This is a genomic window from Acinetobacter ihumii (assembly GCF_900625095.1).
GTDB lineage: Bacteria > Pseudomonadota > Gammaproteobacteria > Pseudomonadales > Moraxellaceae > Acinetobacter > Acinetobacter ihumii.
Window position 1 is genome coordinate 2,531,608 of sequence record NZ_LR130760.1, and the last position, 15,070, is coordinate 2,546,677.

General features: G+C 40.4%; 17 protein-coding genes and 1 tRNA gene. 13 read left to right on the forward strand and 5 right to left on the reverse strand.

From position 1 onward, the window contains the following. The first annotated feature begins 282 nt into the window (after positions 1–282). The 3 genes from E0D95_RS11870 (at position 283) to E0D95_RS11880 (ending at position 3,725) form a co-directional block, all read left to right on the forward strand. Positions 283–1,152, forward strand: a complete 870-nt coding sequence (locus tag E0D95_RS11870; RefSeq protein ID WP_130803999.1) for a pirin family protein — start codon at positions 283–285, stop codon at positions 1,150–1,152. 437 nt (positions 1,153–1,589) lie between these two features. Further along, positions 1,590–2,888: an FAD-dependent oxidoreductase gene (locus tag E0D95_RS11875; RefSeq protein ID WP_130804000.1), complete on the forward strand. Its 1,299-nt coding sequence runs from the start codon at positions 1,590–1,592 to the stop codon at positions 2,886–2,888. A gap of 18 nt (positions 2,889–2,906) precedes the next feature. Beyond that, a complete protein-coding gene (locus E0D95_RS11880) occupies positions 2,907–3,725 on the forward strand; it encodes an SAM-dependent methyltransferase (protein WP_130804001.1) in 819 nt (272 codons plus the stop codon). 29 nt (positions 3,726–3,754) lie between these two features. On the opposite strand, the gene E0D95_RS11885 is transcribed toward E0D95_RS11880, so the two are convergent. After that, positions 3,755–3,830: transfer RNA gene (locus E0D95_RS11885), tRNA-Thr, on the reverse strand. A gap of 237 nt (positions 3,831–4,067) precedes the next feature. Here E0D95_RS11885 and gloA point away from each other — a divergent pair. The 3 genes from gloA (at position 4,068) to E0D95_RS11895 (ending at position 5,082) form a co-directional block, all read left to right on the forward strand. Next, positions 4,068–4,595: a lactoylglutathione lyase gene (gloA, locus tag E0D95_RS11890; protein ID WP_130804002.1), complete on the forward strand. Its 528-nt coding sequence runs from the start codon at positions 4,068–4,070 to the stop codon at positions 4,593–4,595. Positions 4,596–4,773: 178 nt separating this feature from the next. Continuing rightward, positions 4,774–4,878, forward strand: coding sequence for a hypothetical protein (locus E0D95_RS15870; RefSeq protein WP_431830763.1), 105 nt, complete (start codon positions 4,774–4,776; stop codon positions 4,876–4,878). A gap of 15 nt (positions 4,879–4,893) precedes the next feature. Next, positions 4,894–5,082 carry a hypothetical protein gene (locus E0D95_RS11895; RefSeq protein ID WP_228258859.1) on the forward strand — a complete coding sequence of 63 codons (189 nt, stop codon included), beginning with the start codon at positions 4,894–4,896 and terminating at the stop codon, positions 5,080–5,082. Between the two features lie 116 nt (positions 5,083–5,198). Here E0D95_RS11895 and E0D95_RS11900 read toward each other — a convergent pair whose 3' ends face one another. The 4 genes from E0D95_RS11900 to E0D95_RS11910 all read right to left on the reverse strand — a co-directional run bounded on the left by E0D95_RS11900 (position 5,199) and on the right by E0D95_RS11910 (position 8,386). Beyond that, positions 5,199–5,918 (reverse strand): PA1136 family autoinducer-binding transcriptional regulator, encoded by a 720-nt coding sequence (locus E0D95_RS11900; protein WP_130804004.1) that lies wholly within the window; start codon positions 5,916–5,918, stop codon positions 5,199–5,201. 2 nt (positions 5,919–5,920) lie between these two features. After that, complete coding sequence (hchA, locus tag E0D95_RS11905; RefSeq protein ID WP_130804005.1) at positions 5,921–6,799, reverse strand: glyoxalase III HchA; 879 nt, start codon at positions 6,797–6,799, stop codon at positions 5,921–5,923. 303 nt (positions 6,800–7,102) lie between these two features. Beyond that, positions 7,103–7,267 (reverse strand): hypothetical protein, encoded by a 165-nt coding sequence (locus E0D95_RS15685; protein ID WP_165443218.1) that lies wholly within the window; start codon positions 7,265–7,267, stop codon positions 7,103–7,105. A gap of 243 nt (positions 7,268–7,510) precedes the next feature. Next, complete coding sequence (locus E0D95_RS11910) at positions 7,511–8,386, reverse strand: LysR family transcriptional regulator (protein ID WP_130804006.1); 876 nt, start codon at positions 8,384–8,386, stop codon at positions 7,511–7,513. 99 nt (positions 8,387–8,485) lie between these two features. On the opposite strand from E0D95_RS11910, the gene E0D95_RS11915 reads away from it, so the two are divergent. From E0D95_RS11915 to E0D95_RS11945, 7 genes are all read left to right on the forward strand, one after another. Beyond that, the gene (locus E0D95_RS11915) at positions 8,486–8,992 is read left to right on the forward strand and encodes a phenolic acid decarboxylase (protein ID WP_130804007.1); all 507 of its coding nucleotides are present in this window, start codon (positions 8,486–8,488) and stop codon (positions 8,990–8,992) included. A gap of 100 nt (positions 8,993–9,092) precedes the next feature. After that, positions 9,093–10,133, forward strand: coding sequence for an alpha/beta hydrolase (locus E0D95_RS11920; protein WP_130804008.1), 1,041 nt, complete (start codon positions 9,093–9,095; stop codon positions 10,131–10,133). Positions 10,134–10,827: 694 nt separating this feature from the next. After that, positions 10,828–11,667 carry an alpha/beta fold hydrolase gene (locus tag E0D95_RS11925; RefSeq protein ID WP_130804009.1) on the forward strand — a complete coding sequence of 280 codons (840 nt, stop codon included), beginning with the start codon at positions 10,828–10,830 and terminating at the stop codon, positions 11,665–11,667. A 397-nt stretch (positions 11,668–12,064) separates the two neighbouring features. Next, a complete protein-coding gene (locus E0D95_RS11930; protein WP_130804010.1) occupies positions 12,065–13,054 on the forward strand; it encodes an acyl-CoA dehydrogenase family protein in 990 nt (329 codons plus the stop codon). Further along, on the forward strand, positions 13,042–13,824 hold the full coding sequence (locus tag E0D95_RS11935) for a PIG-L deacetylase family protein (protein ID WP_130804011.1): 783 nt from the start codon (positions 13,042–13,044) through the stop codon (positions 13,822–13,824). Before E0D95_RS11930 ends, E0D95_RS11935 begins: the two co-directional genes overlap by 13 nt. Continuing rightward, entirely contained in the window at positions 13,817–14,416 is a 600-nt protein-coding gene (locus E0D95_RS11940; RefSeq protein ID WP_130804012.1) for an SAM-dependent methyltransferase, read from the forward strand. The genes E0D95_RS11935 and E0D95_RS11940 overlap by 8 nt, the downstream gene beginning before the upstream one ends. Further along, positions 14,413–15,066 (forward strand): glycosyltransferase family 2 protein, encoded by a 654-nt coding sequence (locus E0D95_RS11945; RefSeq protein WP_130804013.1) that lies wholly within the window; start codon positions 14,413–14,415, stop codon positions 15,064–15,066. Before E0D95_RS11940 ends, E0D95_RS11945 begins: the two co-directional genes overlap by 4 nt. Positions 15,067–15,070 lie beyond the last annotated feature (4 nt).

Sequence of the window (15,070 nt, forward strand, 5' to 3'; positions counted from 1 at the left end):
ATCTCCTCTCTTGAGCGGTCTGGTCAGCTTTTAAAAATACAAGCTAGACAAGTTGTTCATGGTAGTAGAGCACTCACGGGCATATAAGAGATTTTATTGGGATAAAGAATCATGAAAATAGGACATTTACAGATTAAAACATCTGAAATGTTTTGAAATATAGAGATTAAATCTCTTGTTTGTCTCAAATATAGGACACTAAGTTTTATGCAAATGGTATGCCTTGGCTGAGGAAAGGCGTAAAATTTGTACAAATGCTAGCCCTACAGAGGAGTAATGGCAATGAAGAATATTCAAGGTATTTATCAAAATAAACATATGCACTGGGTGGGCGATGGCTTTCCAGTCAACAATCTATTTTCCTATGACCGTTTTGGCCAAGCCATTAGTCCATTTTTACTGTTGGACTATGCTGCACCCTATGAGTTTAAACCGACCCATTCACAACGAGGCGTAGGTTCACATCCGCACCGTGGTTTTGAAACGGTGACCATAGCCTACAAAGGTGAAGTGACTCACAAAGATTCAGCAGGCGGTGGTGGCACAATTAAAACGGGTGATGTGCAGTGGATGACTGCTGGTGGTGGTATTTTGCATGAAGAATTCCATTCACCTGAATTTGCTGAACAGGGTGGCTTATTTGAAATGGCACAGCTGTGGGTGAACTTACCTGCACATTCCAAAATGACTCCAGCAAAATATCAGGCCATTGAGGCGGATCAAATTCCAGTGATTCAACTAGATGACGTGGGTAGTTACCTTCGTGTGGTTGCAGGTGAATACCAGCAGGCGCAGGGTGCGGCAAGCACTTTTAGTCCAGTTAATGTCTGGGATGCTTACTTGACCGCAGGTCAAAGCCAAAAATTTACCGTTCCTGTGGGTCACAACTCGCTACTGGTGGTGATGAATGGCGATGTCAAAGTGAATGCAAGTCACGAGGTGGCAGAACGTTCTATTGTCATTTTTGAACAGGCTGATGCAGATTTTGAATTAGAGGCAGTGAGTGATGCTAAATTTTTGGTGTTGACTGGTGAGCCGTTGAATGAACCAATTGAAGGTTATGGTCCATTTGTAATGAACAGCAAAAAAGAAATTATTGAAGCGATTCATGACTTTAATAATGGAAAATTTGGTCGAATCACCACAGCATAATGCCAGCGTTATCATTTAATCGCGTGGTCATTCATTAAGTTCAATAAAAAAAGCCCTTTATCAATTCAGATAAAGGGCTTTTCGCTGTAATGAAATCATTGTTATTTTGACGAGTTGCTGAAAAATTATTTTTGTGATGTGCTTCTCGTTTTTGTGCGTATATATTAGCGGAAATAAAAAACCTTGTAAATTTTATGTCAAACATTTGGTTAAATTATCCCTTTTTTTTTTAACAAATTTTTAGGATTAAATAATAAAAAATCACAAAATATTCATGTATTTGCTCAACAATATTATGTGATGTTTATCACAATTTTATTTGATTATTTTTTAATCAATGCGCCCTGTTTTTTTAGGAAAACTGGTAGATTTTAATACGGTGTTTTTGACACGGATCGTTCATAATCAAAAAAATGCTTAACTGATGGGTCTTAATTTTGGATATCGCAATTATCGGTAGCGGAATGGCGGGTCTTGCTACCGCAAGAATTTTAAAAGATGCAGGACATACGGTCACGATATTTGAAGCCCTGTCAGGTCGAGGCATGGACAGTCATAGTATCCAGTTTGAAGGCGGAATCATTGACGCACCCCTTCGGGTCATGAATCCACATTTGTGGAAAAATACCCTGAGTTTAGCCACCCACCTAGGCATGACCATGTTCCCTGTGCGAACTTATATGGCGTGTAGCTGGTTATTTGAAGATCGTACAGAAACCTGGCTGACCACTTCACGTACTCGAATTGGTAACTTCCCAATTATTAATAACCGTAAAGGTTTGAAGCAGTATGGCTGGCGTTTGGTCAAAGGCATGTTACAGCTTAAAACTGCGATTCAACAGTTTTTTAAATCTGAGCAGCAAGAGATCACACTTGCGGAATTTATTAATCAACATCATATTGAAGAAGTGTTTTGGCATGGTGCGGTGATGCCAGTGCTATATACGGTTTGTACCTGTAACCCTAAAACCATTGGAGACTGGCCAGCCAAGCCATTATTGGTATTTTTACGGCAACTGACCGATGGAGATGCCTTGCTGCGAATGCAAGGCGGTACGCCTGCCTTTGTCGATCGTTTAATTGATGGCATTGATATTCGCAGTGGCGCGGCGATTACAGGGGTAGAGCAACAGGGTGAACAGGTTCATGTGGAAACGGCACAAGGTTCACAAGGTGTATTTGATCGGGTGATTGTCGCGACTCCAACCTCTAACATTGAGGAATTTTTACATCCTGAACAGTTTGCTGAAGATATTGCCTTACTGAAACAATTTCGTTTTGAGCAGGGCGATTTGGTGATTCATACGGACACCACTGTGATGCCTCCACGTCGCAAAGATTGGTCGGTACTCAGTTATATGATGGATCGTAAATTTACCCGTCAGCAATTTACGGTCTGGATGAATGCGGTTGAGCCAAGTTTAGTCGGTAAAAATCCAGTATTTCAAACATGGCGACCGGTGACCGATATTGATCCTAAAAAAATTATTTCGACGGTCAAACTGACACGCGCTGTGGTTGATTCAAGCACCGTTGCCTTAAATAAAGAATTGCAACAACGTCATAGAATGCCTGATCGTAAAGTATTTTTCTGTGGATCATGGTCGTGTGACGGTTTGCCTATTTTAGAATCTGCGGTGACTTCTGCCATGAACATTGCTGAGATTTTTAATGCGCCATTGCCGTTTGTTGGTTTAAAACCGCACATTGAAATTGCACCACAATTGGGGTATTAAAACCTACAGGTGAATTTCATGAAGCTCGTTCCTCGCACTTTAAAACGACCTGCACATAAATATGCGATTGATGCTGCATATTTGGGTGATGAGCGAGCTTTGGCGTGGACCAATCTGGGCGACTGGCAAAATACCGATGACTATAAAACCGCTTGTCAACAACTGGCCGATCATTTAGCGCAGGCGGTGCAGTTAAATGCGTCCGATCACGTGCTGGATTTGGGCTGTGGACAAGGGGCAAGTTTACATCACTGGTTAACCCATTATCAGATTCAGCATTTAACTGGCATTGAGCTACAGGCTGATCAGGTACAGCGTATCCGACAACAACTGGGTCAACAGGTCAGGGTTGAACAGGGATCATTTCTAAATTTAAACGCTTTTAATTTTAGACAATCCTTTGATGTAGCGTTATGTATAGATGCGGCTTACCATAGCAATCTCCAGCATTTTTTAAATGCTGTCCGAGCTGTACTCAAGTCAAATGGACGTGTTGGCTTTCATTATTTAATGTTGTCAGACCAATGGCAGCAATTGTCTGCTTTGCGCAAGCAAAAATATCGTTATTTACTCAAACTTGCAGATGTTGAGTTAAGCCATCTGAATGACTGCACAACCATGACACAGCACATTAAACAGCAGGGCTTTCATCAGGTTCAGATCACAGATATCAGTGCATCGGTATTGGGGGGATTCGCTGACTATATTCGGTCTAGCACAGTTCAAAATAATAAAGATCTGGCGCAAATTAAAATATGGGCTACGGCAAAATTATGTGGCTATTTATATCAGAAGGGGGTTATTCGTTACGTGCAAATTAGGGCGAGTAAAGATTAATTTTTTTATGAAGATCACGAAAAGAGAAATGGTGCCGGCACACGGATTCGAACTGTGGACCTACTGATTACAAGTCAGTTGCTCTACCAACTGAGCTATGCCGGCAATGTGGCGTGATTTTACCGAAGCCATCAAAAAATACAAGTAAAAAAAGCATAATTATTTAAAGATTGCTCAAAAATTGTGGATGTTCAGCGTTCACTGCTATCCAAGCCACACGACAGAAATGTTTTATTTATGCAACCAAGTACAGCCGTGAATTGGATTTGAGTTTGGGGATGCGTTAAAGTCATCTCATCATCATTATTTATCTCTGCATATGTGCATGGGAGCAGCATCTGTATGGCACTCAACGATTTACTCAACAAATTTAATCTTCCCAGCTCTGAAAACCCAGAAACCAAACACTATGTTTTTAACCACACCATGATTCGGGTCAAAAACTTAGAGCAGTCTATCCAATGGTATGCCAAGGTATTGGGTTTTGTACCTGTTTATGAGCAAGTGTTTGATGACGCTGCATTTACGATTGTTTATTTGGTTCGCCGCGATCTTAGTGAAATTCCACAAGAGGATGTAGCACGTAAACAATGGGTATTGAGTCAGTCTGGTGTGCTTGAGCTAACACTGAATCATGGCACTGAAAATGATCCAGATTTTCACTATCACAATGGTAACAGTGAACCGCGTGGGTTTGGTCATTTATGTGTTTCTGTACCTGATGTCGTCAAAGAATGTGAACGTTTTGAACAGTTAGGCGTTAATTTTCAAAAGCGTTTGAGTGAAGGGCGTATGAACTATGTGGCGTTTATTAAAGATCCAGATGATTATTGGATTGAAATTTTACAGCCAACGCCGCTTCATCAATAAACAGATGATTCATTGGTGATAGTGATCATCCATAATCGGTGGGGCATAAGCGGCAATATTTACAATCATCAGCCTCTATGCTCTATCTGATTTTTATTCAGTTTCGAACGGTTTTACGCTATTTGGTCTCATTTAACGAAGTAAGGTGAACAAGATGAAAAAACATGTACGGATAGTGATGGCGATTTCTCTGTTGATTGCACTTACAGCTTGTCAGGGTGAAAATGACAATAAACAGCAAGATCAAACTACGACACCACACTCTCTGGATAAAGACTCATAAATCATGAGAAATCATGTGAAATCCTCACGATTTATTTCACAAGTCACTTGGACAGTCGAAATGGATAGTATTTTAATTGAGCATGTCATGCTGGATATTTCTGAGCTTGTGCTGATATTAGATGTCGAGGAGACTGAAATTCTGGAACGAAAAAAGGTTCTAGGATTGCTCAGACGCGCGCGTCAACTGCGAAAAACCATGTAGTTTGTGATTCTTGCTTTAGTCTGCATCATCACATAGACCATTTTAATGCCTGCTTCAGAAAATTCCTGTTTGTGCTGTAAGTGAGAACAACAATTACTTTTATAAAGCATCGAACCTTAGAGCTTTAATGCATGATCACGTATTAAAAGATGAATAGCTTGTGCAGTACTGGCTGCGCCCAGTTTTTCGCGAATACGACGTAGATGATTTTCAACCGTTCGTGGTGATAATCCAAGCATGACCGCAACATCTGCCTGTTTACGACCAGAAGCGATCCAGCGTATGACTTCTAGCTCGCGTGCCGATAAAGGAGAGGTAATTGACGATTTTAGAAAATGACTGATATGTTGTGCGGACTTAAATGCTGCAACTGCAATCAATGAAAATGCAAGTTGAACCTCCATACTGCTCTCAATTTGCGTTCCACCCAAGCTCATCGCGCCCAAAAGTCCTGTATGTGCAAAGATAGGAACCTGTAAACCATGAATTCCCAAACCTTTGGGTTGATTCACCACTCGGTATACTTCCTGACCCGAATGTATTTGCTTGGTCCAGAAAAATGCTTGATCCGTTTCAAGTAAGTGACGATTCACTGGACAACGTGCGATATAGGTGTCTGGGCTAACGTCACTGCCATCACCAAACCAGTCACCTTCAAGCCATAATAGCTCACCAATCGCACCTTCACCTTTGGGCGGTACAGTATAAAGAATAAAACGATCGTAGCCCAATGGTGTCGCAAAAGTACGCACATGCTGAGAAAGCTCATTCATGTCCGTACTCTGCTGAAGCGCAAGTACAATATTGGGCACTTTGCCTAATATAGACCTTGACATCTTTAATCAATGACCTCTGCAAGCAATGTCTCCGCCGCTAATTTGCCTAAAGCATTGGCAGCGAAAGGACTGGCACCTGTAATTAATTTACGGTCTTTATAGGTTGATTTATCGGGTTCTGTATTGGCGATATTGACACCGAGTGCTTTTAGTTTTTCGCCAAAGTACCAAGTGAGATGTCCGGGCATGTAACCTAACTCTGGAGTGATTCGATCAATGGCATCTGGGAATGCGGTAATGGTATAGCCTGCAAAAGGGAAGTCATGACTGCCATCCTTAGGGGCACATGCCAGTAAAGAAGCAGGGCCATGACAGATTGAAATAATATGACGATCATGATCTAAAGCCCAGCGCAGTGTTTGGTTCACATCTTCACTCACTGGAATCCCTGCAAGCGGTGCATGTCCACCGGGAATAAAAACTGCCGCGTAATCATTTTCAGACCCCAGGTTTTCGACAACATCTGCAAGTTTTAATGGCTGTTGAAACTGATCCAGATATTTTTTGTGTAAACCTGTAATGGCTTCGTCTTCTTTAGGCATGGCCCAAAATTCAAATTTAACAGCATTGCCTGAAAGTGTTGCAATATCAAAATCAAAGCCTGCTTGATGTAGATGATACATAGGCAATAACGTTTCAACAGGATGGTTGCCTGTAGAAAAATAAGTGCCATTTTCTAATTTGAGATAACGTTCATCACTACCAATCACTAAAATACGACGTTTACCCTGATAAGGTTGCGGATAGTCAGCACCTTCCAAGTCACTTTTTGCGCTGGTGAATTGTGACAGTGAATATTTCGATGGAAAAAAAGCATTAAATTCTGCTTCATCTACTTGAGGCTGTTTACTTAATTCTGTTTTTGATTCTGTGGTTGTCATTGGAAACACTCCTTATGCCTAATAAAAAAAGAATAAGCTGTTTTTTACTCAAGAAGAATGAGGGATTTCCCCTAATTTAAATAGCATGCTTTTGTTGATTTGTATCCCGTAAATGAGTGCAAGTGCATGCGCTGTTAATGAGAGGGAATCGTGGCGAATACCGTATTTGCGATAGTGCTTTCATCGAGGTTATTTCGCTCAGCTTTTAACGTAGTCGGATCTTGATGATCTTTAATTTAAAAAGATCATTAATTTTAAAAAGACTAATTCCATATTTACATGCATGTTCTCTATAAATATCACTTAAGAAAACCGCTCAGGAATTGATTCTGCTAATTGTTCTGGATCCATCACCACATACATCACAGTGATCCCACCTTCTGTAAATTCATATTTTGACAATTTAAAATGCAGATTTTCATTAAAAAATTTCCACATGGCCATAATCGAAGGAAGTTGTGTGCTCATTTCAGTTTTCATGATGATTTGATTGTTGTAATGATGATTAAACACACCATAACACTGCTTTAAGCCACAAAATATGCGTGAGCTGTTGTGCATATAATGCAATTCGCAACGAATTGTAGAGATTACATTAACGCGGTGCGTTTTAATTTAAATTATAACGAGATATGTTATTAGGTTGTTGCAGGCTTAAGACCAATCATTCATCTCAATTCTTATTGAAGCCTACGAAATTTGCATGGGTCTTTATCGTTCTAATTTAAATAATTCGATAAGAAATCTGAGTGGCTCATCAAAAAGACTATGGTTTTTTCTTAAAAATAAATGCAAAGCAGTCATGCGTTGTTGACCATGCTCTAGGTGTATTTTTTTCAAAACCCCTGAGTCAAGATAAGGCTGTATACGTTGTTCGGGCAACCAGCCATAACCGACCTGATTTAGGATTGCTTCAATTGCTGTTTCAACAGTTGTAAAGGTCCAACAGCCAAATTGATCTATTTTATCTTTATTGGGATTGTTTTGATCGGAAATATAAACCAGTGTTTCACCCATAAGGTCCTGATCTGAAAGAGGTGTTTGCTTTTTATGAATGGGATGAGCGGAGTGCGCGACTGCCACGAATCGAATATCCATGAGCCATTCACCAATCGCATCAAGGTTATATTTTTCAGCAAGAATCATTAAATCGGCATTTTCCTTCGCCTCTGTAAAGTAGCTGGTATTTTCTATAATTTCGGTAAAATTAATTTTGGTTTTTGGATATTGCTGGTGGAATAAACGCAATACTTCAAAAAGCCGATCCCGGGGAAACATCGTATCTACAATGAGATTAATTTCTCCACGAATGCCTTTGGTCAGAGTCGTGGCATAATTTTCAAAATAACTAAAAGACCGAAGTAATGGTCGTACCTGTCTTAATAATAATTCGCCGTTTGCAGTGAGCTCCGCCTTACGCCCTTTGATCGTTAAAAGCTGTACACCTAAAGATTCCTGTAACCTTTCAAGGTTATAACTCACCGCAGACTGACTTTTAAAGGTCTCATTGGCAGCTTGAGCGAAACTACCTGATTCTATGACTTTTTCTAGCAAGGCCCACTGTTGTAAGGTTGTTTTAAAACTCATATTCATCAAATTTTTGAATGTATTTGATCTAAAAATAGCACTTTTAATTCATTTTTTAAAACATTAAATTATTTATGACATGACGTTAGGAGCAAAAAAATGACTCAATTTGTGAAAGAAGATTTAAGTGGTCTTGTAGGTAAACATCTGGTTTATACTTATGACAATGGCTGGAATTATGAAATTTATATTAAAAATGAAAGCACTGTCGATTACCGTATTCATAGTGGCTTAGTTGGCAATCGCTGGGTTAAAGATCAACATGCATACATTGTGCATATTGCCCAAGATGTTTTTAAAATTTCATGGACCGAACCGACAGGTACCGATGTAAGTTTAATTGTTAATTTTGTTGATAATGTCTTTCATGGGACGATCTTTTTCCCACGTTGGGTCAGGAATAACCCAGAAAAAACGGTATGTTTCCAAAATGATTTTATCCCATTGATGGAGTCTTACCGTGAAGCAGGACCTGCTTATCCAACAGAAGTAATTGATGAATTTGCAACCATTACGTTCATTCAGGATTGCGGTAAAAACAATGAAGCAGTGATTGCCTGTGCTGCAAGTGAGTTACCTGAGGACTTTCCAAACAATCTTAAATAGTGGCGACTGAACCAGAATGTCCGGTGTTTTACGGCCCGTTTTTGCCGCTTAAGTTTTCAAGACTTTTAATTATTGTGTTTTCATTTGGATGGCGTTATTGATGAAAAAGAGCAATCTCAATTTAATAGGAAGCATGATGATGGTCATGGGGCTGTTCAGCCAAACTGCGGTTGCGGGTCAAACTGAGATAACAGGATATACAGCTGGTGCTCAGGTCATGCAGTTCACGCCTAAAACGGCTGTGATTGATGAATTAAATGATCTGGTGTATTCGCAAATTATGACCCAGCGTAATGTAACCCCTTTGCATATGTCATTGTTGGTTCCGCGCCATCAGGCTTTGAAACCTGCGATTATTTACTTTCCGGGAGGTGGTTTCACTTCTACGGATTATCATAAATTTATCGCGATGCGAATGGCATTGGCAAAAGCTGGTTTTGTTGTGGCTGCGGTGGAATATCGGGTTATTCCAAATACTTTTCCTGCCCCTGTGGTCGATGGTAAATCTGCGGTACGTTATTTACGGGCACATGCCAAAGAGTTTGGAATAGATCCTCAGCGTATAGGTGTGCTGGGTGATTCAGCTGGTGGCTGGTTGGCGCAAATGTTGGGGATGACCAATAGCGAGAAAAGTTTTGATCAGGGAGATGATTTAGATCAATCTTCTGATGTACAAGCTGTTGCAACACTTTATGGAATATCCAATCTGCTGAATATCGGCGAGGGATTTTCTGAAGATACGCAAAAAGTTCATCAATCTATGTCTGCTACAGAGGCATTATTGGTCAATGGCCCAGCATTTCGAGATTTTGTTGGGGCAAGTATTGGCCATCAGCCTGAAAAAGCTTTACAAGCAAGTCCGATGGGGCACATACAGGGTCCTAAACCTCCATTTTTGATTATGCATGGCAGTGCGGACAGCTTAGTTTCTCCCGTACAAAGCGTTCAATTATATGATGCACTCAAGAAGCAAGGTCAGCAGGTGACATATATTTTGGTTAAAGGTGCTGAACATGGGGATATCCACTGGTATCAAGAACCTGTGATTGATGAAGTCGTGAATTGGTTTAAGCAGACTTTGGGAGGACCAATAAAAGTCAAAAATTCGGATCAGAAAAGTGATCCAAATGCTAATTTATAACAACTAAAAAGCTGTTCAAGTCCCAATGCAATGCATGTGCTATTGGGAATAAATAAGATTAAGCTGATGTGTTTGATGAAGTAAACATCGTCAATTTAGTGTGGAATAATGCGTATGAAAGTACGGAATGAACGCATGCAACTTGAGTCAGGCGGCATCATTTATGAATGAATAAAACCGCCTTAAACTGACGATCAAGGCTTCTTGGAATAAACCCGATAAATGACTTGAATACCGCCTTGGGTAAATTCATATTTTAACAATTTGAAATGCAGATTCTCATTAAAGAATTTCCACATGGCCATGATTGATGGTAGGTGAGTGCTCATTTCAGTTTTCATAATGATGTGCTTGTTGTAATGATGAATAAGCGCAAATATAGCAATCATTGAAATGAGACAATATGGTTGAGCTGTTATTCATGTCATGCAGTTCGCAACGAAGTGTAGAGTTTGCATGAATTGTGTGACTGAATGATGACTCCATCATTTCATTAAGCATTCTAACGCTGTACTGCATCTGCTTAATTTATCAAGCATTCCCGATTTTAATGGGAGTGAATCCTAATTGCATTAAACACCTAAAGTCTACACAGCTTCACGTACTGTATAAAATAACAACATTTTAGCTTTATCAATTCAAACTGATCACACGTAGATTCAAAAGAGTATGCCATTTTGAAGGAATAATACGCATGTCAGTCACTGAAAATGAATATGAAGCACTTGATGTGAAAGCACAACTTTATATCAAAGATTGGGGACAGGGAGAACCTGTCATTTTAATTCATGGCTGGCCTTTATCATCGGATAGCTGGGATTGGATAGCCATGAAAATTGTTGAGGCTGGCTATCGTGTGATTAGCTATGACCGTCGTGGTTTTGGCCGATCTGAACAAACATGGTCGGGTTATCACTACGACACACTGGCAGATGATTTACGCCGTGTCATGGAAGATAAACAATTAACAGATGTGACCTTGGTTGGCTTTTCAATGGGGGGAGGAGAAATTGCACGCTACTTGAGTCGCTATCAGGCGCAAGATATTAAGAAAGTTGCATTAATTTCATCTGTTGTGCCTTTTTTATTAAAAACAGAGGATCATCCAGACGGTGTGGACGGTTCAGTGTTTCAGGAAATGATTGATGGTCTACTGTCAGAACGTCCAAAATTCTTTAGCGATTTTTTTAAGGACTTTTATGGTGTTGGTCTATTGAAGCATGCCGTCAGTGACGAATTTCTAAAATGGAATACACAAGTTGCCATGCAGGCAAGTTTAAAAGCCACAGTAGATTGCGTCAGAGCATTTGCCTATACCGATTTTAGACCCGATCTGGTGGCCTTCACCGTGCCTTTATTGCTGATCCATGGTACCGCAGATAAAACTGTGCCTATTGAAGTCAGTGCCCATGCGGTGAAAAAAGCCATTCCAAGTGCGACCCTGATTGAATATGACGGTGAACCACATGGTGTTTTAGCCACCCAACAGGAACGGGTTGCCCAAGATTTATTGCACTTTTTAGCGAATGATTAAGTGATTTTAACCTCGCCGTTTTCATTCAAAATGGTATGTAGATTAATGGATCACTATCTGGTTTTTTACAAAGATGCTTCAAGTGTCGACCCAGCAGAGGATGGAGAGTGTCATATCCGTCGTCCAGAGAATAGCGATCCTATCGAAGGGCAACAACAATGATTCACTCGCCCAAAGGTCTGTTGGGCGACATGAATCTTTAAAAAATGAGATTTTTAGCTTGCAAGACAAATAGATGAGATCTCGTATTCAGACTAAATCGCGTTGAAAATAAATCACGATATTTAATTGCATATAGTTCTGATTCGTCATTTAAAAAATTACAAAGTTTCAATGTTTTAATCTGATTCTTTATGTTCAAAATAGGTTTAATAATAAATATTATCATGGGAATATAATGACATTACAACTGGTTTTATCTAAATTTGAACAGCAACTCATGGTAAATGAGCAACCCATTGAGTTAAATGCAGTTCTGCATGAACTGGTTGCCTTTACGTCTGAAATCCCGCTTCCTGCTCATGGTCAGACCTATAAACGCTGGCAAATTCTGGCACAAATTGCTGCCACGCATTTAGGACTGGCCAAATGTTTTGAGTCGCATCTGGATGCCATCAGCATTTTAAAGGAATTAAATTATAGCCCGATTCCCGATGGACTCTATGCTGTTTGGGCTGCGGAGGGACCCGAATGTACGCTGTCTTATGAACAGGGTTATTGCCATGGTCAAAAAACATGGTGCTCTGCCGCAAAAGAGGTCGATTATGCACTCATGACTTATCGTGATCAGGATAATCAATCCCAATTAGTCCTGACGAATATGTCGAATCCAGCGATCCATATTGATTTAACCGGATGGCATGCTGTGGGAATGCACAGTACTCAAACCGCAAAAGTAGAATTTCAGCATGTCGCTGCTGAACCTGTCGGGAAAGCAGGTGATTATCTAAATAGAGCGGGTTTCTGGCACGGTGCGGCAGGTGTCGCGGCTTGCTGGTACGGGGCAGCGACAAGATTAGCCGACATATTACTTGCTAGCAGTCAAATCCGTAGTTCTTCGTTTCAATCTTATTATCTCGGGCAAATTACCACTCAACTTATTACGACGCGTTCACTTTTTCAAAAGGTCGCCAACCAGATTGATCGGCATCCTGGACACCCTCATGAATTGATGATTCGTGTACTTCGGGCAAAAGTAGAAGAAACTGCACAAACAGTTTTAACGCTGACAGGCCAAGCATTGGGAGCGCGTCCATTCTGTGAAAATGCTATTTTTTCGCAGCTCGCGGCAGATCTGCCAGTCTTTTTAAGACAGAGCCATGCTGCCTTTGATTTTGAAAAAATAGCAGAACTGACGCGACAGGAGCAGAAGTTATGGCATTTATAAAAAATCAACATCAGCCTGAACGCCTGATTTATGGAGTTGGAACTTCGCTAAAGCAATGGCAACAATCTGAAACCTTAAATCAATTACCAGTTTGTGATGTGGCGCGAACCTTTCCTGCTAAGCAGCGTGTTTTGATTATAGCGCCTCATCCCGATGATGAAATTTTAGGTTGCGCTGGATTAATTCAGAAGCTTGCCAAACTAAAAAGGGAGGTGGTTTTGGTGGCCATTACCAATGGGACCATGAGCCATCCAAATTCATCTTACTATACGCCAGAGATGCTGAATCAGATTCGACCACAAGAATCATTGCAAGCACTCAAAATGCTTGATCTGGACATCCATATTGAGCGAATCGCGTTGAATATTATGGATGGGCAAATTACCAACCACACTGATTTGCTATATCAGGCACTTCAAAATATTACCCGACCAGATGATATTTTGATCACTACCTATGAAATGGATGGACATCCCGATCATGAAGTGGCGGGGCAAGTCGTTAAATATTTTGCACAGCAACATGAATTATTCTGTTATCGGGTATTTATCTGGGCATGGCACTGGGCTGAACCTGATCACCCTTCACTCAATTTGGAGCAATGCTTCAAGATTGAACTTGATTGGGCTGAAGTCGAACAAAAACGACGGGCGATTACATGCTTTCAAAGCCAATGTGTAGCTGATCCGAGTACAGATCAAGCGCCAATACTTTCACTGTTTACCATTGAGCGCATTCTCCAGCCTTTTGAGGTTTACTGCTATGGCTAAACATGTGGAATATTTCAATCAGTTGTATGAAAAAAACGATGATCCTTGGTCTTATGTCGATCGTTGGTATGAGTATCGTAAACGTGCAATTTGTTTATCTTTACTTTTACATGACCAATATCACAAGGGATTGGAACTGGGATGTGCAAACGGTGTTTTTAGTCAACAATTGGCTGAGCGATGTCAACATCTGGTTTGTGTAGACGCAAATGAACGCGCGGTATATCTTGCACAACAACGATTAAGCACTGCTGATCATGTCAAGGTTTTACAAAAACAATTACCAGACGATTTTCCAGAAGATGCATACGATCTGATTGTGATCAGTGAAATCGGATACTATTTAACTCAAAAAGAACTTTTACAACTTATTGATTTATCAACTAAAAACTTAACAGAAAATGGGACAGTTTTATTATGCCATTGGCGTTACCCCATTGACGGATTCGAATTAAATGGTGAGAACGTACACGCTCTTTTTAGGCAAAAGATGCACCTAAGTCATTACCTAAGTTTGAGTGATAGGGATTTTCTAATTGATATATGGACCAGACAGAACAAGAGTCTGGCAGATCAGGAAGGACTAATATGAATATTGGCGTTGTGATTCCTGCATTTAATGAAGAAGAGTATTTGGAAAAGTGTCTTGCTGCACTGCATGATGCGCGTCAACGTTGCACCGCTCATAATATTCAGATTGAGATACTGGTGGTTCTAGATAGCTGTTCTGACAAGTCTATTGAGATTGTACAGGCATGCAAAATTAATTATTTAGAGTGTAACTTTAAATGTGTGGGTAAAGCACGAGATTTGGGTGTACGTCATTTTATAGCTCAGGGGATTTATTGGGTGGCCTGTACAGATGCCGACAGTGAAGTGACCCAAGACTGGTTTATTCAACAGTGTTTACATCAGCCCACAGATGTTATTTGTGGAGTGGTGGAGATTAATAACTGGCAGACACTTTCTGAACAAGTGCAACAGGACTATGCATTACACTATCATGATGAAATGCATCACCGTCATATTCATGGGGCGAATCTTTGCTTTAGCACGCAGGCTTATCAATTAGCGGGTGGTTTTGATAATCTTGAATGCCATGAAGATGTGGGCTTGGTAGAAAAAATGCAGGCATTGGGACTTCGGATTTCATGGAGTAATAAGTTAAGAGTGATTACCAGTGCTAGGCTAGAGGGTAAAGCTCCGCAAGGATTTTCAAATTTCTTATTTAAACTATGTTGATTAA